The sequence below is a fragment of the Candidatus Thorarchaeota archaeon genome (assembly GCA_013388835.1).
Lineage (GTDB): Archaea > Asgardarchaeota > Thorarchaeia > Thorarchaeales > Thorarchaeaceae > JACAEL01.
The window spans coordinates 35,796-57,106 of record JACAEL010000092.1 but is presented as its reverse complement, the minus strand read 5'-3'; the positions used below and the strand labels follow the sequence as shown (position 1 = coordinate 57,106).

The following is a 21,311-nucleotide window of genomic DNA, read 5'->3' as shown; positions in this document are numbered from 1 at the left end:
GGTTGGAAATCGGCTCCAGAATCATCGACCATACCGCTGACATCACGATTGAGTGCTGGGCCCCCACACTGGAACAAGCATACTCTGAGGCTGCTCGCGCGGCGTTTGAGGTCATTCTCGATACCTCGACCGTGGAACCCAGAGTGCCAGTGGAAGTTGAGGTTCATGGGATTGACTTGAAAGAGCTTCTGGTGGAGTGGATTGGTCGACTGATTGCGCTGATTGACATCAACTATCACTTCTACTCCAAGTTCGAGGTCCAAACAATACTCCCCGATGAGGATGGTCTGGTGCTCAGAGGTGTGGTATGGGGCGAGGACATTGACCACAACAAGCACGTCACAAGAACCGAGGTCAAGGCTATGACGTACGCCAACATGGCCATTGATGTTGGTCTGAATCGTACAACACTTCGTTTCACACTCGACCTGTAGGAGGAATGCCCCGTGCTCGAGGTCGGCATACCGGATGCGTCTCTAATCGACTGCTCTGATCTCCGCGAGAAGACAATCAAAGCAGGTGTGATTGGGCGGGCGCTTGCTATCTTCCGCGTGGAACGGGTCTTTGTGTATCGTACTGGACTTACGGACCCCAGTCTCGAGCGCGACAGGCGACTCCTCCTGCTTCTTCTGAGATACCTAGACACGCCGCAGTACCTCCGTCGACTGGCATTTCGTCGGACCCCCTCTTTACAGTACGCCGGGCTCCTGCCACCTCTACGCACTCGGAGCCATCCAGTCGAGAGCTTCAGAGTGCACAAGGGAGAGGTTCGGTGGGGCATACAGGTCAGACCAGGCAAGATTGACATAGGGTTGAAGGAGCTTGTCGATCATGATGCCAGAGTGAGCGACTCCGAACCCACACTGTTTCGTGTTACTTCAGAGGCTCCTCAGATCAAGCTTGAGCCAATTCAAAGATGTGATGTGCACCATTACTTCGGCTACGAGGTGGCCGCCGTGGACTCTCTTGCCCGCTATCTTGACGCACAGTCTGGGGCCACAAGGATTGCTCTCTCAAGGAAGGCTGCTCCGTTTCACACTCAGGTCGATGAGCTGGTCGCATCAGCAACTCGTAGTGGTTCCGTAGTTGCTGTTTTTGGTGGTCCTCGCCATGGAATTCAGGAATTGTTCCATGAGTCTGGGACTGAAGTCATGCCAACGTTTGACTTCTGGATAAACACAGTTCGTGACCAGGGGACCGAGACCGTTCGTCTTGAAGAGGCCGTCTTGGTCAGTCTTGGTCTTCTGAATAGTGTACTAGAACACCCCATCACAAGACGTGGATACTATGCCGCCTGAGTGTGTCCGCCACCTCTTCGTTCTGCTGCAGAGCCGCCCCAAGGTCTCCATACAGGCGACTTGATGGGAAGCTTAAAAAGCGGTTCTCCGCAGGTCGCCGGGCATCGTAGTACGAATAGCCTAGCTTAGAGGCCATTCGGTACAAGCCTGGTGTTGACAATGGCACACAGAAAGAAGAACCAACCGCATCGTGGAAGTCTTGCCTACATGCCACGAGGTCGGGCTTCAAAGTTTGTACCGCGGGTGAAGAACTGGCCTGAGTACAGTGGCTCGGCTGCAAAACTACTGGGCTTCGTCGGCTACAAGGCCGGCATGACTCATGCGGTGGTGACGGTGGACAGGACCGCAAGTCCCCTCAAAGGACAAGAGACTGTGATTCCTGTCACCGTGATAGATACGCCGCCAGTAAGACCCTTCTCAATTCGTGGTTACGAGTCTACTCCATATGGGCTCAGACTGGTAGGTGAAGTCCTTGCGGAGACTCTCTCCGAGGACCTCCGCAAGGCAATGCCACTGCCTAAGGAATACGACCACGAAGCTCAGATGAAGGAGTTTGAAGCCAAGCTGGATTCGCTCTTTGAGATACGACTGCTCATTCACACTCAGCCTCGTCTCGCTGCGGTACCCAAGAAGAAACCTGACATAATGGAGTACAAGGTCGGTGCATCTGACGTCAAGAAGGCCTTTGAGTACGCAAAGAGCGTGCTGGGAAAGGACCTTCGGATTGCAGAGATCCTGAACGAAGGAATGCTGGTTGACACCCTTGCAGTCACCAAGGGTCACGGCTTTCAAGGCGTAGTACGTCGTACTGGTGTCAAGGTGCTACAACACAAGTCCCGCAAGACAAAACGAGGTGTGGGCTGCATTGGTCCTTGGAACCCGACCAACATACGATACACCGTGCCACGTGGTGGACAGACTGGATTCCACACTCGTACCATATACAACAGTGTTGTGGTCAAGATTGGCGAACGTGGTGAGGAGATCACGCCCGCCGGCGGGTTTGTCAACTACGGTGTGATTCGTGGTGACTATGTGATGCTGAGAGGCTCTGTGCCCGGACCGGTGAAGCGACCCATCCGTCTTAGATACGCCATCCGTCCAAGGTCAGGTCACAGTGGCACCCCGATGCAGGTGAGCTACATCAGCACTGCGTCCAAGCAGTAGTTGGAGGTTGAATCAGATTGGCTAGTGTTAAGACATACTCGTTGAAGGGAAAGGCGGGTCCAAGTATTCAGCTGCCGTTTCAGTTTGACACACCCTACCGTCCAGATATCATTCAGAGAGCAGTGCTCGCGTTGCAGTCCCTTAGGTATCAGCCACACGGAGTGGACGAGCTTGCCGGCAAGCGGAATACTGCCGAGAGCTGGAACACTGGACGTGGGAGATCAAGAGTTGCAAGAATAAAGGGCTCAGGCACTGGAGCTGCGAACAAAGGTGGGTTTGCACCAACCACGGTTGGTGGCAGGAGAACGCATCCTCCCGAGGCCAGAAAGGTCCTCGTTGAGCGAATCAACACAAAGGAGCGACGTCTTGCCATTCGCTCTGCAATTGCGGCCTCTTCCAAGAAAGAGATCGTCACTGCACGAGGTCACAAGACCGAGAGTGTACCCGAGATTCCACTTGTGGTGAGCGATGACCTCGAGACCATCTCCACAACAAAGGAGATGCGTGAGGTGGCAAATGCACTTGGTCTGGATGCAGACCTATACCGTGCGATATCGGGACGCAGTGTGAGAGCTGGAAAGGGGAAGATGCGAGGACGCAAGATGCGGACCCCAAAGTCCTTTCTGATTGTTGTGGGTCAGGACCGAGGGATTGGACAGGCTGCGCGCAATCTCCCCGGCGTTGATGTTGTCGAAGTGCATGGGCTCAATGCAGAGGTACTCGCACCTGGCACTCATCCGGGGCGTCTAGTGGTCTGGACAAGGTCTGCCATCGACAGGTTGGAGAAGGAACAGCTGTTCAGCTGAGGTGAGTCGCGATGAGAGATCCAAATGAAGTAATACTTAGGCCCGTCGTGACTGAGGCCAGCCTGAACAATGTAGAATCACAGAACCGACTGGCTTTCTACGTTGACAGGAGGGCGAACAAGAACACAATCAAATGGGCAGTCGAGACCCTCTTTGAGGTGATTGTGGAGAAGGTGAACACCGTCATCCTGCCCGATGGACGGAAGAAGGCCATTGTGCGACTGGCACCGGAGTACAGTGCCGCTGACGTCGCGACCAAGATGGGAGTCTTCTAGGGTGGTGTCAGTATGGGTAGACGAGTTCTAGTCCAGCGAAAAGGATCTGGTACAAGCCAGTGGCAGAGTCCTAGCCACAGGAAGATTGCCCCTGTCAAGCACCCAAAGTGGGCCCCAGACAAGACCTACGAAGGTGAGGTTGTGGGACTTCACCACGAGAGCGGGAGAGGAGCACCTCTTGCGGAGATCCGATATAAGGGCGAGTCCAAGAGCCACTTCATGGTCGCGCCTGAGGGCCTGCAGGTGGGCCAGACTGTTCAGTGTGGTCCTAATGCTACTCTTCAGAACGGGAATACACTGATGCTCGAGTATATCCCCGAGGGCACCCCTATCTACAATATCGAAGGAAGCCCTGGTGACGGAGGTAAGTACGTGAGGTCCTCCGGTCTCGTGGCAACAATCATCTCCATTGACAAGTCCAAGGCACTTGTGCGACTCCCAAGTGGCAAGCAGAAGCTCTTCAGTCCGCGCTGCAGAGCCACAATCGGGATCATCGCGGGTGGTGGTAGACCAGAAAAGCCCCTCTTGAAGGCTGGTGCTGCCTATCATCATGCCCACGCGAGGGTGACGAAATGGCCAGTTGTAAGAGGTACCGCCATGAACGCGGTTTCTCATCCACATGGTGGTCACTCGCATCATCTGTCAACAGTCAGCCGTCATGCATCACCAGGCCGCAAGGTCGGGCACATTGCTGCTCGTAGGACTGGTCGCAAGAGCAAGTAGGATGAAGGCTTAAGCCTTCATCATCGCCCTCTTTTTCTTGTTTTCCGCCGGTATTACAAGCCTCCTTATGCACGCCCATGGTCGCTACCAATGAGGACTGTCCATGCGGCTGATAGCGGTGCATCTTCCCGAGCGGATACTTGATGACATAGAGCGTCTTGTGCAAGCAGGTCACTACCCCAACCGTTCTGAGACCATCAGGATAGCGATAAGGGACATGCTGAAGAGAGAACTCTGGGACTCGAACAAGACCGACATACAAGCAGACTCGGAGGTCATTGGTAAGGTTTGAAGACATTCATCGACTCAGCTCGGGAGCACGGATCCAGTGAGCGTCTTCCTACTGGAGCAAGAGATGTGGGGCAGGCACGGATTGTTGTCATTGGTTGTGGAGGTGCGGGCAACAACACGGTGAAGCGCCTGATGACCATTGGAGTTCAGGGTGCTGAGTGCGTCGCCATCAACACAGATAGGCAGCACCTTGCTGTCACCACAGCCCATCGCAAGCTCCTGATTGGAGAACGAATCACCCGTGGTCTGGGAACTGGCGGCTACCCCCACGTGGGCCAAGCGGCAGCAGAGGAGTCCTCCCCTCAGCTCACAGAACTCCTGCGCGATGCAGACCTAGTCTTTGTGACATGTGGAATGGGGGGCGGCACGGGCACTGGGAGTGCACCCGTCGTGGCTGAGATTGCGAAGAAGAACGATGCCATAGTCGTCGGAGTCGTCACGATGCCCTTTGCGCTTGAACGAACACGCATTGACAAGGCAAAGGCCGGTCTGTTGAAACTTCAGGAGTTCGCTGACACTGTGGTGGTGATCGACAATCAGAAGCTCATGGACCTTGTCCCTGACCTCCCTATCGAGGAAGCATTTGGTGTTGCAGACGAGGTCTTGGCATCCATGGTGAAGGGTATCACTGAGACAATCACGATGCCGAGCCTAATCAACCTCGACTACGCAGACGTGCGCTCCATAATATGCAATGGGGGTGTTGCATTGGTTGGCTTGGGTGAGGCCTCGGGCGAGGAGCGGGCGGCCAATGCCATAAAGAACGCACTCAACAGCCCACTACTTGAGGTGGAATGGGCTGGAGCGACCGGCGCGCTCATTCACATCACAGGTGGTGCCGACATGTCACTTGCAGAAGCCAACAAGGTTGGAGAACTTGTCTCAAGCAAGATGTGTTCAGATGCGACGGTGATATGGGGTGCAAGGGTTGACCCGCGACTCAATGGTATGCTGCGTGTGATGCTGATTCTCACCGGAGTCAAGAGCCCGCAGCTGTTGCCTAGGGCGAAGGATGAGATGACCCCCACTTCACCAAGCAGAAGACGACTTGCCGACCTCGGGCTCCTCAGTCATCAGTCCGGTGGTTCCATTGACACAGCTCGGATAAGGGCCGACGCCCGGAGCATAGGCAAGTTCCCGACAAGTTCGAGAGTGGCGTGGGAGGAGCGCCTCAAGCCAATTGATCGACAGTCAATGCCCCGCAGGACAGAGGCAGCGAAGGAGGAACCTGTGAAGAGTCTTGATGAGTTGGGTCTGAAGCGAATCCTGTAGGCAGAACAGCACCGAGTAGAGTAGGTCGACCTAGTCAAGACTGAGTGGAGAGTGCTCGGATGTGGGCCTCATCATGCTGCTAAGCGAGACCGTGTTCTTCCATCCACTTCTTGACCACTTCAGAGACTCTCTCGTAGAGCGGTCCCGAACCTTCTACTCCATCCTTAGTAATCCGTACCTTGTTCATTACGACTACGACTTGTGTGTCGGCGAAGTATCTCACACCACCTGGCGGGAACTGCTTCTCGAGTTCCTTGGCGAGTCCTTCCAGGCTGATCTCCCGCTCTGACAGGGAGAATGAAACAATACTGCTACCGTAGATGAATATCTTCGGAATGCTGACCTCGTCCTCAACACAGTGTACATCCGATAGTATGATGCTAAGGGTGTTCTGGTCTATTCCCTTTAGGGTGCCTGTGTAGGTCTTTCCCACATTGGTCGTCACATTCACAGTGGCGCCAACGACTGCTGCTAGCTCTCTGTTGAAAGCTCTCATTGCTGCGACTTCAGACATACTGACTCACCTAGCCATCTGCTAGACCGGTCCCTTCGCCACTTGTCGCCTTAAAAGTGATGCTCATTGCGGCAGATGCCTGTGTCCGCCGTAGCCCCCATCAGGCATGCGTGCAGTCAGTCTCTGTCGGCTGGCACACTCACCGATGCGTCCAGTGCAGCGTGACTCGTGACGGCCCAGCACTCGCTGTCTGAACTATGCACGGTCAGACCAACTCCTGTGCATACAGAATGGGTTATTAGCCTCTCAAATTCCCGCTTATGTGGGATTGCTTTGAGTGCCCCACAAGAGCATTTTGCCATTCAGTATCTCCGCAGAGAGAGTCTTGCGACCCCGTTCTGCCCCGGCTGTGGGAATGGTATAATTGTCAATTCCTTCCTGAAAGCAGTCCGCGACCTCGGACATGAGAGCCTTGATGGCTTTGCCTTTGTGTCCGGAATTGGCTGTGGCGCATGGATTCCCTCTCCCCACTTCAATGCAGACACACTTCATACTACACACGGTAGGGCCATCGCCTTTGCCACCGGGCTGAAACTTGCGCGTCCCGAGTTGAAAGTTGTCGTGATAAGCGGAGATGGGGATCTGGCGGCAATTGGAGGAAATCACCTCATCCATGCTGCACGTCGGAATATTGAGATGACCGTGGTGTGCAGTAACAACTATCAGTATGGTATGACGGGAGGACAGGTTGGACCCACCACTTTCACTGGTGATAATACCACCACTACCCCCTATGGCAATCCCGAGCGCCCGTTCGACTTGTCGCGCCTAGTCGCTGCTGCGGGTGCCGCGTATGTCGCAAGGTGGACCACCGCACATCCTGTGCAGGCATCTCGCGCAATAAAGAAAGGGCTTGAAACGAAAGGGTTCTCCTTCATCGAGATCCTCAGTCAGTGTCCCACGGGCTATGGCCGAAGAAACCAGATGGGCGACGCTGTGGAGATGCTCAAGTGGTTCAAGAGGCTACCCGTACGAAAGAGGGACGACCCTATCACCTTCTCCGTCCCAACGAAGAACGGAATTGACCTTGGCGAGTTCGTAGACCGTGAGTTTCCAGAGCTGACCGTGTCCATGCGCAACATGGCGCCTCAGAGGTGATACATTGAAGACTGAAGTGAGGATTGCTGGCACTGGTGGAATGGGTGTCGTACTCGCTGGCGTCGTACTTGCCCACGCTGCCGTGATTCATGGTGGTCTCGAAGCAGTGCAGACCCAGAGCTATGGCTCCGAAGCAAGAGGCACATCCGCCAAGTCTGAGGTGGTCATAAGTGACCGTCCAATCAAGTATCCGAAGGTCCTGAAGGCCGACTACTCCATCTTGATGTCACAGAAGGCATTTGACATGCACATCTCGGAGGCCAAGGAGGGAAGCACAGTCCTTGTAGACCCCGACCTAGTCGATTACAGGGCATATGCGAACCGCTTCGACATAGTTCCGGTGGCTGCAATGCGTATTGCTGATGAATTGGGAAACCGAATGATGTCCAACATGGTCATGCTAGGTGCGTTCTCGAAGAGGTCTGGCGTGGTGTCAGTTGAGCTGCTGGAAAAGGCACTTCGTGACATGGTCCCAGAGAAGACCTTCCCGCTAAACTCTCAGGCTGTCCGAGCTGGTGCCGATGCGGTCTAGCCGCCATGGACTAGCGGCAGTATGACGACTCTATCACCATCTACAAGTGTCGTTTCCAAGTCTCCTGTGAGACCTATGTCCACCCCGTTGCGAAGTACAAGGGCATCCCGGACCACTTCTTCTGGTGCTTTCCAAATCCGTAAGACATTCTGCTCCACCCCTATCATCTTCTGAAGGAGTTGAGCAATTGTGGAGCCCGTATCGAGCTCCATGATCATCTGTCCTCTTCCCAGCGAGCCGGCGAGTACACCCCTGAATGTGACCTCTACTCTCATGGCAGTCCTCTACTCCACACATCACAAATACGTTGTCCTCTGTTCGTAATCGCTTTCAAGTCCTATTCTGCAACTGCCTTCAGTGACTCTCTGAGGACATCGGGATTAGTCTTCCCGGCCCTGTATGTCCTCTCGTTTGTCAGGTCCACAAGAGTCACCTCTGCAGGACTGAACAGATTGGGGTCTATCTTATAGAAGTCAAAGCCCACCGACTTGAAGAGCTTGTAGAATGGCTGGCCGTACTGAGAGGAGGCACTTGACGGGACTCTGTTGACGAGTTCCTCGAGTCTGCCGTCCGGAGTGGGACGTAAGTAGAAGTACACTCTACCAGCGTAGAGTATGCAATCGTTCGTGACTCCCATCGCCTTTGCATCGCTGCTCGCCACAGGTGCAATTGGCGCCACCCCATGCCCGGTCCTCATACCATCCAGACTGTATCCGAGCAAGTGCATCTTGTGTACCCCAACCTCGACAATGCGAGCGGCAATTTGCACAGAACCTGCCAGACTGGCAGTAGGCACTACTATGCAGTAGAGCCCACTGGGGTCTATACAGCATGCGCTAGCTATCTCCCCGAGCACGCGCTCATCAGGCAGTTGACGTGTCTCCAGCACGACCACTCCTATCTTCGAGTCGTCTCTGTAGCCCAGTTTCTCAAAGAGCCCAGATTCCTTCAGGGCCAGGGCCCGAGCAGGTCCTGATGCCATTGCGGAGAACGTCGTTGACTTCACGGACCACCCCGCAAACTGCGAGCCCATCGTGGCAATGACGGGCCGGTTTGTGCCTACGACCACTGCCGGCAACGTCATCTCAGCGATGTGCATCTGAGTAATCCTCACGCTCCCAAGCCCGCCCATGCAAGCTTCGCCAATCAGCCTGCCTAGCTCATGTGACCCTTCCACATTCACGCCCGCGTCTATGAGTGTGGCCCCGTTCTTCAACTCAGTTGCGGAACACCGAAGTTCAGCACAGCGGTCAATGATCTCCCGGACCTTCGCATATGCTCCCACGTTCACACTCTCTTCCATCATGGCCACCCCGACGGCACAAGATGCATATTCAATGATGCGCGCAAGTAGACCTCCATGCCCGGTTGTCCCTCTGCAAGGTCTCCCATGTATTTCACCCACCTCTCATCAGGACCGAGTTCGTTGAGGATGTGGTCGGGTCGTCTTGACTTGAGGTATCGGACATAGTAGAACACGAACTCTCGCGCAGAGACCCCGCCAAACCTGTATGTGGGCAGCATCGCTTCAGCTCTGCCCATTACAAGCACCATGCCCCTTGTTGCTCCCAGTCCGAGCCTCTGACCTACAGCCCCACCTATCATTATCGTCCCACCACTCATCCTTGCAGCAGCATGGTCTCCCACATGCCCCTTCACCGCTATGAACCCCCTGTGCATATGTGATGCCATCTCTGCACCTGCATTGCCTGACACGAATACGCGGCCCCCTCTCATCCCGTGCTTGCTCCCCGGGTACCCCGCGCACAGGTAGTCCCCTGCATCTCCCTCAATCTGGATGTTACCACCACTCATCTCTGCACCTGCCCACGCGTCAACAGAGCCCTTCACAAGTATCCGTCCGGACCTCATCTCTGCCCCCAGATACATTCCTGCATCTCCAATGACAGTCATCCTCCCGCCGTCCATACCCATTCCAATCCGCTTCACCATCCTCAGGTCGCCAATCACGACGACCTCTGTATCATCTGGGTTGGAGCCCACTGTCCCGTCCAGATGGAAGAAATCTCCCAGCGTTAGGACTCTGTTGCCCTGTCTCACTTCAAGTGCGCAGGACTTCTCCAGAGTCTGGCCCGCAAAACTCGCCGGGGTGATTGTTTCTGCCTCAATGGGCATGTCTAGAGGACACCTGAGTGTAAGAGTGATGGTCATCCAGTGTTCGCTTCGGGAGAACTGGTTCCAGAGATAAATGCCTCGGAAAAATGAAAAGGAGCGCTCTCCTCGATTCTGTTGGGACCGACCATGAGAGTCAACGGAGTACGCATCGAAGACACATTTGCAGAGTGCTTCACAATGCACATGAACCGCACGCTCATAACTGCATATAGCGAAGCTTGGGCAAGAGTCACCGCTCAAGAAGCCACGGGATTCGCGACATCCGTCATAATGTCTCCCGCAGAGGCGGGCATCGAGTCTGTAGTGCCTCCAAAGGACACCCCTGACGGTCGTCCCGGTGTGCGAGTAGTGTTCGCAACCGCCAGCAAGAAGGACCTTGAGAGTCAGCTTGTTGCACGAATCGGACAGTGCGTGCTTCCCAGCCCCACCGCTTGCGCCTACGATGAAACGCCAGACTCTGTGGAGGAGTATCCAATTGGAAAGACCCTCTCGTTCTTTGGAGACGGCTATCAGGTCAAGAAGGGCCCCATAGATGGCAGAACCCTGTGGCTAGTCCCACGGATGAGCGGTACCTTCGTTGTCGAGAACGACTTTGGCAGAACCAAGGGCGTGGCAGGCGGCAACATAATCTACTTCTGCCGCGATATCGAGTCGGGAATGACGAGCGGAATGGCCGCGGTGAAAGCAATAGAGTGTGTGGAGGGCGCATATACCCCGTTCCCCGGAGGCCTTGTGGGTGCAGGCTCCAAACCCTTCTCAAGATACAGCACACTCCGTGCATCAACCAATGAGCGGTTCTGCCCGACACTCAGGGCAGTTGTGCCAGACACGCTTGTGCCAGAAGGAAGTGACTTTGTAATGGAGATTGTGATCAATGGCCTTAATCTGAGATGTGTGGCTGAGGCCATGCGAGTGGCAGTCCAGACCGTCTGCAACCACCCCGGCATTCTTGGAGTCACTGCCGGGAACTACGATGGAAAGCTGGGTCAATACAAGGTCGCCTTGCATGAGCTGGGCCCATAGAAGCATCCGCCTCGTGCCGCCTCTCTCCGGATTCGTACAGCAATTGAGGCCTCCTCGGCATACATGGGCAGAATCACTACTCTGCCGCGGACACACTGCAGGCTGCCGGCTATCATGAGAACTTCAGTTCGAAACCTTTATCTCACGCGCATCCAGAACTTTGCCCAGCGTACAACGGGGGGTACCCGTTGTGCTACAGATAAGCCCCAGTAGCTTAGATCGGTTAGATCGCCTCCTTGGTAAGACCGCAGCGAGCTCATCTGAGAGTCTCTTGCGCTACTATGAGGAAGTCGCGAGTTCAAACGAGACCGGACAAGTCCGCCTTGGAACAGATCTCGCCTGGGGCTCCATCCCCATTTCTGCCAGTCCACACCTCTGATGTCTGCTGAGCATTCCTACTCCGTTTCAAGACTGTGGCGATGTGCACTATGGTCGGCACCTTCTGAGGCTCCTGTGTTTCGTCTCTGGCAGTCACATGATCATCTCTGAGTTGTACTCTAGTCTCAGTCATCGACTCTGCGGTCTGCCGATATCCTTCGTTCCACTTTTCCAGTCCTTGACTTCTCCCTATGGTGACGAAGAATGAGTGCTGCTTCCTCCGGACCGACAAGTTCCCGTATTCGATCCAATGCTACCGACTCGTCCGTTTCTTCGAGCCATTGTTCAATCGTCCTGTGCAACTCAGGAGAGAGGTCTCTGGCTAGTTTCTTAGCCCGCCCCTTTCTTCCCAGTCCGAAGTCGTCTGGCCCAAGCAAACTCATCTGTCAAGACCTTTGCTCATACCGTCATGTTTCTGCATGAACCTTTCGGAATCTTTCTGTTCTAGAGCAATGCAGAAAAGTACATCGGTTTCGCAACCCCTCAAGGGATGCGTCTTGTCAAGTCATCTGGGTGATGTGACTTCCTTTTCGGTTGAGAAGTCCAGTGTCGAGTTGCTCTGTTCACACGGCAGAGTGAGGGTGTCCTTCCTCAGCCCCAGCCTAGTACGAGTACAGGTTGCACATGGGGACCGTGTCTACAGAGACCACGAGTCTTTCTCACGTGTTCCGTTCTCTGAAGAAGTCTCTGTGACGGTGGTGGATGAATCAGATTCTATCTCTGTCCAGACTGAGGGGGTCAACGTACGGGCGCAGAAGACGCCATTTGCACTCGGTGTGAGTGACCCCTCCGGGGACCTCCTCCTTCAGACCTTACCCCGCGGTCCTCTAATGGACGGAGACGGGTTCTTGTGCCAGTTCGTGATGCCTGATGATGCACGATTCTATGGGCTTGGGGAAAAGACCGGGGGCCTCGACAAGAGAGGTCGGAGGTATGAGATGTGGAACACCGACAACGCGTACAGCACAATCGACGCAGACCCCATCTATCAGAGCAATCCCTTCCTGATCATTCTCAGTAAGGGTAAGGCATGTGGTGTGTTCCTTGACAATAGCTATCGTACTTCCTTCGACCTTGGGTCCAACTCAGACGACTCTTTCACCATAGGTGCATCAGGTGGTCCATTTGACCTCTACGTGATTGCAGGCCCCTCGATGGCCGATGTGGTTGAGCGCTACGCATCAATCACTGGTAGGCCTCGCTTCCCACCAAGGTGGGCACTGGGCTATCAGCAGTCCCGATGGATGACCTATGAGAGTGAACGAGACCTCCTCGACATAGCCGAGCAGTTTCGAACGCGACGCATCCCCTGTGATACCATCGTGCTTGACATCGAGTACATGAACGAGTACCGGCTCTTCACATGGAATCCTGTCGTGTTTCCAGATCCAAGTGCATTTGTTCGAAAGCTGGCCAAGAAGGGCTTCCGTGTGATGACGATCATCGATCCTGGCGTGAAGGTCGACGACAGCTATGACATGTATAGAGAGGGCGTATCAAAGGGCTACTTCCTGAGGCGACGTGACGGCCAGTTCTATGTGGGTATCGTCTGGCCCGGTGAGACCGTGTTCCCTGACTTCTCCCGTGCTGAGGTCCGTGAGTGGTTTGGCTCCAAATATGCTGGACTTGCGTCCTGTGGGGTCAGTAACAGCAGCTGGATTGACATGAACGAACCAAGCAACTGCATATACGATGGCCTCAAGGAGGAGTACTCCATGGATTCTGTGGTTGACTCTGAAGGGCGCCCTTGGGAACCACGCCTGAGGAATGTCTACGGGCTCTTGATGGCCAATGCGGTCTTTGACGGGTTGAAGGCGACACATCCGGGCCAACGTCCCTTTGTCTTGACGCGCTCCGGTTTCTCTGGATATCAGCGCTATGCTGCAACATGGACCGGTGACATTCACTCGACGTGGGAGCATCTCCGCATGTCTATTCCAATGCTTCTGAACCTGGGTCTCTCAGCAGTGCCCTTCTGTGGCGCTGATGTGGGGGGCTTCATGGGGGACGTGACACCGGAGCTGCTCGCACGCTGGTATCAGGTAGGATGCTTCTATCCGTTCTTCCGTAATCACTCGAACATGAACACTGCGCGTCAGGAACCATGGGCATTTGGCAAGGAGATAGAGTCTGTGTCACGAGAGTATGTGTCTCTCCGGTATAGACTGCTCCGCTACCTCTACTCCTTGGCTAGGCATGCCAGTCGGACAGGTCACCCCATAATGCGACCCATGGCGTTTGAGTTTCAGGATGATGCAAGAGCCCAGGGAATCGAAGATCAGTTCATGGTGGGTCCTGCGTTGCTTGTGGCTCCGGTCCTAGAGCAGGGCTCAGTGTCCCGCACCGTCTACCTTCCTGCAGGCAAATGGTTTGACTTCTGGACCGACGAGTCCTTTGAGGGACCAAGAGAGATTGTTGTGGATGCGCCCCTCGAGTTATTGCCGGTCTACGTCAGAGGAGGGTCTGTTGTGCCTATGGGAACGGTCACCGAGAACACAGATAAGAACCAAGGCGACCTCATACTTGCAGTCTATCCCCAGGGATGTGGCAAGTTCGAGTTCTATGAGGATGACGGGGTCTCTCAGGATGGCCCCTCCGCAACTGTGTTATTCAGCACAGAGTCTTCCGAGAGGTCGCTCCTGTTGACTGTGGGACAACGCAAGGGCGACTGGAAACCCCCGAGACGGAAACTGGTGTTTGAGGTCCGTGGGATTGTCAGAAGGCCGTCAACTGTGTGCTTGGACGGGCAGGAGATCACACTCAGCGTCCTGCGGGTGAATGATGTGGGTAGCAGACTCAGAATAGTGACGGCCGATAACGGTCAAGAGCGTCGCTTGGAGATGGTGTTGTGATTCCCAGCGTGACCTTGTCCTTGCTGTGTGGCAACGTTTATCTTTGATTCCGTAGCTTCCCGTCGTACGCTCAGAATTGACCTGCCACAGCGTGGGTCGAGACTGGCGTAGATTGGGTTGGTGGTCTAGCTTGGCTATGATACTTGGTTTGGGTCCAAGTGGTCAGACTGTGGCGCATGCTGTGTCACAGGACCAAGAGTTCAAGTCGTGACTCACTCAGCGTCACGAGAACAAATCTCCTCCAGCCCACCACCTTCTCCTTTTCAGCTATCCTTCTCCCAACCTGCTACGCACGTTGTAGAGAATGACGGCTGCTGAACCGACCGGACCTATGTCCACGACCGCATCCAGGCTGCGACACTCTCCAAGGTCCATCTCTTTCCTCGAGAACGAACTGCTCGTCCCACACAGCGCTATCATCACTCTTTGACCGCTCTTCACCTCTTGCGCAAGAGTGTTGAAGTCCACCCGCTCCTTGGTCAGCATTGGAGAGGTTATCATCAGAGGCCTATCCACACCGAGTGCCTCAATCACGTCTGGGAGATCAGGCAACACCATGAAACTACGCTTCATTTTCAAGGCCAGTCTGTTGGCTTCAGGAATCCCCGTCTGTGCCGCTGAGCCCTCTGCCTTTGAGATGGCCAGCGTCGGAAAGCCGAGTCCGTAGACGACTTGGGCGGTCTCAACGACCCGGTAGACAGAGTGTACGCTGTGCAAGACCACGAAGACATTGTTTGGCTCACCATTCAACTTGTGATATGACCTCCTGCGCAATCAGTCTGGACAGCAGTGGTGGTACGCTCTCGCCGACCTGATTGTATTGACTCTCTATCGGTCCTAAGAACACGAAGCTGTCATGGTAGCTCATGAGTCTTGCGTGTTCGCGCACAGATAGAAGCCGGTTCTCAAATGGATGAACATACCTAGAGAGTCCAATGACCGATGAAGCAACCGAGTCTGGTTTCAACCTGACCCAGTTGGGCAGACTGCGTCCGCCGGTCGTGAAGTACTTGGCTCCTCGTCCCGAGCGGGTCCTCCGAATCCTCTTCAGGTCCTCCTCTGTCAACGGCTTCAGCTGGTGATTGGCCACACATCTACCTGGGTCCAACAGTGCATCAAGGCCAAGAGGTGGGAGGTCACCTATGGCTTCCATTACAGTGGGTGGCTTTCTCTGAGGCAGTCTGAGTTCGAGATTGCTGATGAACACCCGTGCGCGTCTTGATGGCACGCCATGACGGTGCGCGTATATCATGTTGAACTTCACATCACCGATGCCGACTCGCTCAAACTCCCACTGCACAATCTCCCTTCCTCCCGACATCACGAGTGCTGCGACGTTCTCAACAACAAAAACCTTGGGCCTCAGGTCCCCAATGAGACGAATGGTGTCCAGTACTAATCTTGCGCTGCCATCTCCGTAGATTCTCTCTGCTGCTGAGTGTTCACTACGCGGATTTGCCAGACTGAACTCCTCGCATGGCGGCGATGCAATCAGGATGTCTGGTCTGCCTCCCAGAATGTGCTCTATCTGAGTGGAGTGTAGTTCACTGATGTCGTAAAGCACAGCCCGAGCGTGAGGGAAGTTCCGTCTGTATGTGTCCATAAACTGGGAATCGTTGTCGAACGCAAGATGAGCGGTGTGCTCACCCAGACCTGCGAAGCCCGTCGAGAACCCTCCTGCACCACAGAACAGGTCCACCACTCTCAACTCACTGGGATTCTGTTGTGACAATTGCGGCACCTCGTAGGGCTGTGATGAGTACTCCATCACACCAGTTAGAAATCTGTCGAAGCAAGACTTCAAAAGCACCGACTGTCACGAGTCGCCCAATTCGACCGGAGCATGAGAGAATGTCAGTTGGAACCGGAAAAGGCAAGACGATTCTTTTCGGAGAGCACTTCGTGGTCTACGGGCTTCCGTCCTTGGCGGCCGGAATCGCGGCCGAGACTATCGCCCGAGTGAAGAGATCCTCGAAACCCGGCTGGACACTCAAGGACAAGCGGCCCGCAGTACCAGGTTACAAGCAAGAGAAGGCTGAAGAACAGAGCGCCTCGATTGACAACATCGTCAAGTACCTAGGGATTGACCTGACAAGGCAGGGAATCGATATTCTGTTCGAGGGGAACCTGACATGCGCATCTGGAATCGGTGCCAGTGCAGCCAGCTGTGTGGCTCTAGCTCGTGCTCTGAACTCCGAGTTCAGACTGGGCCTCAATGACGACCAGATAAACCAAGCCGCATATGAGGGAGAAAAGGGATACCATGGCACTCCTTCCGGCGTGGACAACACATGCTCGACATTTGGCGGTCTCATCTGGTTCAAGACCAATCCAAATGCCCCTCCGACTTTCGAAAAGCTGCGACTCGATCGTCCTCTGAGTCTCGTAATTGCTGCCACCGGAATAACCGCCAGCACGAAGAGGGTAGTCGATGATGTGAAGGCCAAGAAAGAACACGACCCCTCTTGGTTCAGCAACATTGCCGACGAGTACGCTCACCTCGTTGAGGACGCCAGACACGCCCTTCTGAGACTTGACCTGGATCGAACCGGTCAACTAATGGACCGGAACCACGAACTGCTTCAGGACTTGACCGTGTCGTGTGCAGAACTGGATAGGCTCGTTGCAGTTGCCCGTGAAAACGGTGCTGTCGGCGCAAAGCTCACCGGCACCGGACGAGGTGGCAACATGATAGCGCTGGCTCCAGACCCCAAGTCAGCAAGTGCAATCGGTAAGGCGTTGAAGAAGGCGGGTGCCGCCGAGCTTTGGGTCACTAACTTTGGTACGTGAGGTGTTATGTCTTGATACTAGAGAAGTACATTGAGGGGCTTGTGAAGAGAGCGGGCATCCGGGTCATCAAGACCCCGGTCTCCAAGAACCTCGAGATTGCAGGCATCCTGAAAGCACTGGAACCGACTCCAGTGCTGCTCGAGTCTGTCAAGGAAGCCGGTTTCAGAGTGGCCGGCAATCTCTTCTGTAGCAAGGCCCAGATAGCTGACTACTTCGGGATTGAGATTCCTGATCTCATTCCAACACTGTCCAATGCCATTGAGAAGCGTAGTCCCCCGGAACTCGTCAAGGACGCTCCCTGTCAAGAGGTAGTCCGACAAAGAGTAGACCTTGATGAACTCCCAATACTGAGACACAACGTCGTCGATGGTGGGCCCTACATATCCTCCGCAGTGGTTGTTTCCTCAGACCCCGAGTACGGTCAGAACCTCGACTTTCACAGGGCGATGCAGATAGACAAGACTCGGATGTCAACACGGATTGTGAGCGGACGGGACTTCCACAAGTTCCTGCAGAGGGCCGGTGAGCTCGACGTGGCATACTGTGTGGGCAACACCCCCGAAGTGCTGGTTGCCGCAGCTACATCGGTGGAGACCGGGATTGACGAGCTGGAGATTGCAAATGCACTCAGACCAATCCGAGTCACAAAGGCCAAGACCGTCGACCTCCGAATCCCTGCAGACTGCGAGTTTGTACTTGAAGGTCGAGTCTTTCTACAGGAGAAGCACTCCGAAGGACCGTTCATAGACCTCACAGAGACTGTAGACTTGGTCCGGCAGGAGCCCGTCTTCGAGGTGCGCAAGATAACTCACAGAAAGACTGCTGTCTGGCAGGCGCTGCTGCCCGGTCGCCTTGAACACAAGCTTCTGATGGGCATGCCACGCGAACCAACCATCTTCCGGAAGATTCGGGAACGGGGTGTTGATGTGCTCGATGTGAGTCTTACTCCGGGCGGAGCGAGCTGGCTCCATGTCGCCGTCAAGATTCGCAAGAAGAACGAAGATGACGGTCTCAGAGCGATTGAGGCCGCATTCTCAGGTCATAGCAGTGCAAAACACATCTGGGTGTATGATGATGACATAGACATCTATGATGAGGAGGAGCGCGAATGGGCCATGGCCACTCGGTTCCAGGCGGATGTGGACCTGTTGATCAAGGACCGTGAACCCGGCAGTTCGCTTGACCCCAGCGCTGATCCCGGTACTAAGATGACCACAAAGGTGGGCTTTGACTGTACAAAGGTCCTAGACAGCAAGGGAAAGGGCTTTGGCAAGGCTGAGTTTCCGAAGGTGGACATGTCCAAGTACTAAGGCGGTGTATGCTAATGGAACTGACTCGTGAAGAGAAAGAGATGCTTGAGGGCAAGCACGGGACTGCTGTCAGGAAGTCCATGGAGCTCATAACCAGTCTGGGAGAGATTTATGGTGCCCAGCGGCTTATACCTGTGACAAGTGTACAGATTGCAGGCGTGTCATATCACAATCTGGGCGAAGAGGGGCTTCAGTATCTATCTGACCTGGCCGAAGACGGACGGGTTCGAGTGCTGACCACCCTGAACCCCGCCGGGATGGACATGCAGGAGTGGAAAAAGCACGGCATCTCCGCAGACTTTGCTAGGGACCAGCAGAGGGTCGTAGATGCCTTTGAGAGAATGGGCGTGATAACTACCTGTACATGTACACCATACCTGATAGGCAACCTGCCGCACTACGGTGAGAGTGTGGCATGGGCCGAGTCCTCTGCGGTCTGCTTTGCCAACTCTGTCATTGGTGCGAGGACGAACCGAGAAGGCGGTCCCAGTGCACTTGCTGCTGCCCTGACAGGTCGCACTGCAGAGTACGGCCTTCATCTGGACAAGAACCGTGTCGCCGAAGTCAGGTACGATGTGCAGGCTCAACTGGACACGAATGACGACTTTGGTCTTCTGGGCCAGGTGATTGGCGAGCGGACGAAGAGCGCAGTCCCATACATTGTCGGTGTTTCAAGGGTGACTACAGATGCTCTGAAGTCGTTCTGCGCCTCAATAGCGACTTACGGTGGTGTTGCCATCTTCCACATGGAGGGAATCACTCCGAACAGGACCCCTGTTCCGGATAAGACCCTGACTGTGACCCAAGATGACATTGAGCGTGCCAGGACCAAGCTTGACGATGAGGGTGCAGACATCGACTTCATCAGCATTGGTTGTCCTCATGCAAGCATTGGCGAGATTGCGCACATTGCACAGATGCTTGACGGACACAAGGTCCGTAAGGGCAAGACCGTGTGGATTACCACAGCAAGACCTACAAAGGAACTGGCAATCAAAATGGGCTACTATGACATTATAGAACGAGCAGGAGCTAATCTTGTGAGCGATGCCTGCTGCGCCGTAGCGCCGCTGGAAGGACGTTTCAAGGGCCTGATGACAGACTCTGCAAAGGCATGCTTCTATGCCCGGGGCAAGAACAAGTTCAAGACGCTCATCAGAAGCGCTGACGAATGCATAAGGGAGGCAATCTCAGGATGATTCAGGGTCGCCGGATATTCAAAGGCAAAGTGACCGGAGAGGTGCTCTATAGTCCGTCCGACATCTCCTTCTACGGAGGCTGTGACCCGGCAACTGGCGTCATTGTGGAAAAGGGCCATCCGCTCGAAGGAAAGTCCATCTCGGGTAAGGTGCTGGTCTTTCCTGCCGGCAAGGGGAGTACAGTGGGCTCTTACGTCCTCTACGCGCTCAGCAAGGGTAGAAGGGCACCACTTGCAATAATCAACAAGACCACTGACCCTGTCGTGGCTGTCGGGTGCATAATCGGCGAGATTCCTGCAGTCGACCAAGTGGATGTGACACAGTTTCAGACTGGCCAGAGAGTGGAGGTGGACGCCACCAGCGGCGTCATATCCATTCTCAGCTAGACTCTCTGAACCTGTGGTTCGAAGTCCTCGGGGGTAAATGCAGTCTCTCCGTCAGGAGGGATGTCCCCACGTTCTCTCAAGACTTGGGTGGTCAGCAGGTAGTAGACTAGTGCCAGCGCCTTTCTTCCACGATTGTTGGAGGGAATCACCAGATCGACATTGGTTGTCACGTTGTCTGTGTCACAGAGCGCGATGACTGGGACTCCAATGCGGGATGCTTCCTCCAAGGCCTGTTGGTCTGTCCTCGGGTCAGTGAGTATGACGAGTCCCGGTTCGATGTATGTCCTTGGTCCTCGCATACTCGGGTTGGTGAACGTACCGGGAACAAAGCGTTCCGTGAACGCGGATGCGCCAATGTAGTACGCAAAGGTTTCCACGGGTCGCTTTCCGTATACACGACCTGAGACTATGACTACCTTCTCGGGTTTCGTCCTCGAAATGAACTTGGCCGCAGTCCGTATTCGCTCATCGGTCTTCCTCACATCAAGCACGTATAACCCGATAGGTCTCTGTCTGTAGACAAATGGCTCCATGTCCTGTGTCTTGACTTGTGTTCCAATGTGACAGCCCGCTGCAAGATACTTGTCCATTGAAGTCAGCAGCTGTGCGTCTGAGATTTCTCCTTCGCTCACTCTACTTGGCCTCCATCGAGTCTGTTGTGGCAAAAGCCATGAAGCTGTCAATGATGTCGATGTGTGACAGAAGCATTCTTCGACAGCAATACCGTGTCAGTCCGAGCCTGTCCAATACAATCGCGGGGTCTTCGCCCTGTCTGACCTCGCGCTTGAACTGCTCATACTTGTCGGCGACGACCTTTCCGCATGTAAAACATCTCACGGGGATAATCATCTCGCAAGCACCTTACCTGTATGACTTCTGGTTTCGGGAACGGGCTGATGGCCCACCGAACTTCTTTGGCTCGGTTCGTCGTGGATCGCCAACAAGCATCGTCCGGTCATGCTCTAACATCCTAGAACGCGCCTCGAAGTCCTGGCTCATCTCTATCAGGCCTGTAGCAATCGCCATCCTTACAGCGTCCGCCTGGCTCATGAAACCCCCACCACTGACCTTGATGCTTATGTCGTAGGACTTCCAGCCATCGCCAAACAGCACGAGTGGCTCGATAATCCTCATTCGTGCGAGTTCCGGCTGATATATCTCGAGGGGCTGTCCATTGATGCGTACTCGTCCCGCACCACTCTTGATAGTGGCCTTTGCAATGCTGGTCTTTCTCTTACCTGAAGTGACTACAACTCGCATT

The 21,311-nt window shown here is 54.6% G+C and carries 26 protein-coding genes and 2 tRNA genes; 18 read left to right on the top strand and 10 right to left on the bottom strand.

The features are described 5' to 3' along the window. The 8 genes from HXY34_13735 to ftsZ all read left to right on the top strand — a co-directional run. Positions 1-434 (top strand): archease (locus HXY34_13735; protein ID NWF97193.1); only part of this gene is annotated, 434 nt, incomplete at its 5' end. Between the two features lie 12 nt (positions 435-446). After that, complete coding sequence (locus HXY34_13730) at positions 447-1,298, top strand: hypothetical protein (GenBank protein ID NWF97192.1); 852 nt, start codon at positions 447-449, stop codon at positions 1,296-1,298. Between the two features lie 159 nt (positions 1,299-1,457). Continuing rightward, positions 1,458-2,465, top strand: coding sequence for a 50S ribosomal protein L3 (locus HXY34_13725; GenBank protein NWF97191.1), 1,008 nt, complete (start codon positions 1,458-1,460; stop codon positions 2,463-2,465). Positions 2,466-2,482: 17 nt separating this feature from the next. Further along, on the top strand, positions 2,483-3,271 hold the full coding sequence (locus HXY34_13720; protein NWF97190.1) for a 50S ribosomal protein L4: 789 nt from the start codon (positions 2,483-2,485) through the stop codon (positions 3,269-3,271). Positions 3,272-3,282: 11 nt separating this feature from the next. Then, a complete protein-coding gene (locus tag HXY34_13715; protein NWF97189.1) occupies positions 3,283-3,546 on the top strand; it encodes a 50S ribosomal protein L23 in 264 nt (87 codons plus the stop codon). A 12-nt stretch (positions 3,547-3,558) separates the two neighbouring features. Beyond that, positions 3,559-4,269 carry a 50S ribosomal protein L2 gene (locus HXY34_13710; GenBank protein ID NWF97188.1) on the top strand — a complete coding sequence of 237 codons (711 nt, stop codon included), beginning with the start codon at positions 3,559-3,561 and terminating at the stop codon, positions 4,267-4,269. A gap of 103 nt (positions 4,270-4,372) precedes the next feature. Next, positions 4,373-4,561 carry a type II toxin-antitoxin system ParD family antitoxin gene (locus HXY34_13705; GenBank protein ID NWF97187.1) on the top strand — a complete coding sequence of 63 codons (189 nt, stop codon included), beginning with the start codon at positions 4,373-4,375 and terminating at the stop codon, positions 4,559-4,561. Positions 4,562-4,569: 8 nt separating this feature from the next. Further along, complete coding sequence (gene ftsZ, locus HXY34_13700; GenBank protein NWF97186.1) at positions 4,570-5,832, top strand: cell division protein FtsZ; 1,263 nt, start codon at positions 4,570-4,572, stop codon at positions 5,830-5,832. A 79-nt stretch (positions 5,833-5,911) separates the two neighbouring features. Here the strand turns inward: ftsZ and HXY34_13695 are convergent, their stop codons facing one another. After that, complete coding sequence (locus HXY34_13695) at positions 5,912-6,346, bottom strand: Lsm family RNA-binding protein (GenBank protein ID NWF97185.1); 435 nt, start codon at positions 6,344-6,346, stop codon at positions 5,912-5,914. 273 nt (positions 6,347-6,619) lie between these two features. On the opposite strand from HXY34_13695, the gene HXY34_13690 reads away from it, so the two are divergent. Both HXY34_13690 and HXY34_13685 read left to right on the top strand, forming a co-directional pair. Then, positions 6,620-7,444 carry a 2-oxoacid:ferredoxin oxidoreductase subunit beta gene (locus HXY34_13690; GenBank protein NWF97184.1) on the top strand — a complete coding sequence of 275 codons (825 nt, stop codon included), beginning with the start codon at positions 6,620-6,622 and terminating at the stop codon, positions 7,442-7,444. A 4-nt stretch (positions 7,445-7,448) separates the two neighbouring features. Continuing rightward, the gene (locus HXY34_13685) at positions 7,449-7,976 is read left to right on the top strand and encodes a 2-oxoacid:acceptor oxidoreductase family protein (GenBank protein NWF97183.1); all 528 of its coding nucleotides are present in this window, start codon (positions 7,449-7,451) and stop codon (positions 7,974-7,976) included. On the opposite strand, the gene HXY34_13680 is transcribed toward HXY34_13685, so the two are convergent. The 3 genes from HXY34_13680 to HXY34_13670 form a co-directional block, all read right to left on the bottom strand. Then, complete coding sequence (locus tag HXY34_13680) at positions 7,973-8,251, bottom strand: MoaD/ThiS family protein (GenBank protein ID NWF97182.1); 279 nt, start codon at positions 8,249-8,251, stop codon at positions 7,973-7,975. The genes HXY34_13685 and HXY34_13680 overlap by 4 nt on opposite strands. A gap of 62 nt (positions 8,252-8,313) precedes the next feature. Continuing rightward, complete coding sequence (locus HXY34_13675) at positions 8,314-9,279, bottom strand: methenyltetrahydromethanopterin cyclohydrolase (protein NWF97181.1); 966 nt, start codon at positions 9,277-9,279, stop codon at positions 8,314-8,316. After that, positions 9,279-10,112 carry a formylmethanofuran dehydrogenase subunit C gene (locus tag HXY34_13670; GenBank protein NWF97180.1) on the bottom strand — a complete coding sequence of 278 codons (834 nt, stop codon included), beginning with the start codon at positions 10,110-10,112 and terminating at the stop codon, positions 9,279-9,281. Before HXY34_13670 ends, HXY34_13675 begins: the two co-directional genes overlap by 1 nt. A gap of 126 nt (positions 10,113-10,238) precedes the next feature. Between HXY34_13670 and fhcD the strand changes: the two genes are divergently transcribed. Together fhcD and HXY34_13660 are read left to right on the top strand one after the other, a co-directional pair. Continuing rightward, on the top strand, positions 10,239-11,135 hold the full coding sequence (gene fhcD / locus HXY34_13665) for a formylmethanofuran--tetrahydromethanopterin N-formyltransferase (protein ID NWF97179.1): 897 nt from the start codon (positions 10,239-10,241) through the stop codon (positions 11,133-11,135). A 203-nt stretch (positions 11,136-11,338) separates the two neighbouring features. Continuing rightward, a tRNA-OTHER gene (locus HXY34_13660) sits at positions 11,339-11,485 on the top strand. 153 nt (positions 11,486-11,638) lie between these two features. Here the strand turns inward: HXY34_13660 and HXY34_13655 are convergent. Further along, entirely contained in the window at positions 11,639-11,896 is a 258-nt protein-coding gene (locus HXY34_13655) for a hypothetical protein (GenBank protein ID NWF97178.1), read from the bottom strand. A gap of 69 nt (positions 11,897-11,965) precedes the next feature. Here HXY34_13655 and HXY34_13650 point away from each other — a divergent pair, with 69 nt between their 5' ends. Next, positions 11,966-14,365, top strand: coding sequence for a DUF4968 domain-containing protein (locus HXY34_13650; protein ID NWF97177.1), 2,400 nt, complete (start codon positions 11,966-11,968; stop codon positions 14,363-14,365). A 114-nt stretch (positions 14,366-14,479) separates the two neighbouring features. Further along, a tRNA-Pro gene (locus HXY34_13645) sits at positions 14,480-14,617 on the top strand. A gap of 15 nt (positions 14,618-14,632) precedes the next feature. Here HXY34_13645 and HXY34_13640 read toward each other — a convergent pair. Both HXY34_13640 and HXY34_13635 read right to left on the bottom strand, forming a co-directional pair. After that, a complete protein-coding gene (locus HXY34_13640) occupies positions 14,633-15,115 on the bottom strand; it encodes an exonuclease (protein NWF97176.1) in 483 nt (160 codons plus the stop codon). After that, the gene (locus HXY34_13635; protein ID NWF97175.1) at positions 15,105-16,097 is read right to left on the bottom strand and encodes a DNA cytosine methyltransferase; all 993 of its coding nucleotides are present in this window, start codon (positions 16,095-16,097) and stop codon (positions 15,105-15,107) included. The genes HXY34_13640 and HXY34_13635 overlap by 11 nt, the downstream gene beginning before the upstream one ends. 119 nt (positions 16,098-16,216) lie before the next feature. Between HXY34_13635 and mvk the strand changes: the two genes are divergently transcribed. The 4 genes from mvk to HXY34_13615 are packed head-to-tail and all read left to right on the top strand — an operon-like array spanning position 16,217 to position 20,050. Further along, positions 16,217-17,155, top strand: a complete 939-nt coding sequence (gene mvk / locus HXY34_13630; GenBank protein NWF97174.1) for a mevalonate kinase — start codon at positions 16,217-16,219, stop codon at positions 17,153-17,155. Positions 17,156-17,166: 11 nt separating this feature from the next. Next, positions 17,167-18,465, top strand: a complete 1,299-nt coding sequence (locus tag HXY34_13625) for a UbiD family decarboxylase (GenBank protein NWF97173.1) — start codon at positions 17,167-17,169, stop codon at positions 18,463-18,465. 14 nt (positions 18,466-18,479) lie between these two features. Then, positions 18,480-19,664, top strand: coding sequence for an aconitase X catalytic domain-containing protein (locus tag HXY34_13620; GenBank protein NWF97172.1), 1,185 nt, complete (start codon positions 18,480-18,482; stop codon positions 19,662-19,664). Next, positions 19,661-20,050 carry a DUF126 domain-containing protein gene (locus tag HXY34_13615; protein NWF97171.1) on the top strand — a complete coding sequence of 130 codons (390 nt, stop codon included), beginning with the start codon at positions 19,661-19,663 and terminating at the stop codon, positions 20,048-20,050. Before HXY34_13620 ends, HXY34_13615 begins: the two co-directional genes overlap by 4 nt. Here the strand turns inward: HXY34_13615 and HXY34_13610 are convergent. The 3 genes from HXY34_13610 to HXY34_13600 are packed head-to-tail and all read right to left on the bottom strand — an operon-like array spanning position 20,047 to position 21,310. Next, positions 20,047-20,640, bottom strand: coding sequence for a 30S ribosomal protein S2 (locus HXY34_13610; protein NWF97170.1), 594 nt, complete (start codon positions 20,638-20,640; stop codon positions 20,047-20,049). The two genes, HXY34_13615 and HXY34_13610, sit on opposite strands and share 4 nt — an antisense overlap. A gap of 43 nt (positions 20,641-20,683) precedes the next feature. Continuing rightward, positions 20,684-20,899, bottom strand: coding sequence for a DNA-directed RNA polymerase subunit N (locus HXY34_13605; protein NWF97169.1), 216 nt, complete (start codon positions 20,897-20,899; stop codon positions 20,684-20,686). 12 nt (positions 20,900-20,911) lie between these two features. Next, complete coding sequence (locus HXY34_13600) at positions 20,912-21,310, bottom strand: 30S ribosomal protein S9 (protein NWF97168.1); 399 nt, start codon at positions 21,308-21,310, stop codon at positions 20,912-20,914. Between the last annotated feature and the right edge of the window lies 1 nt (position 21,311).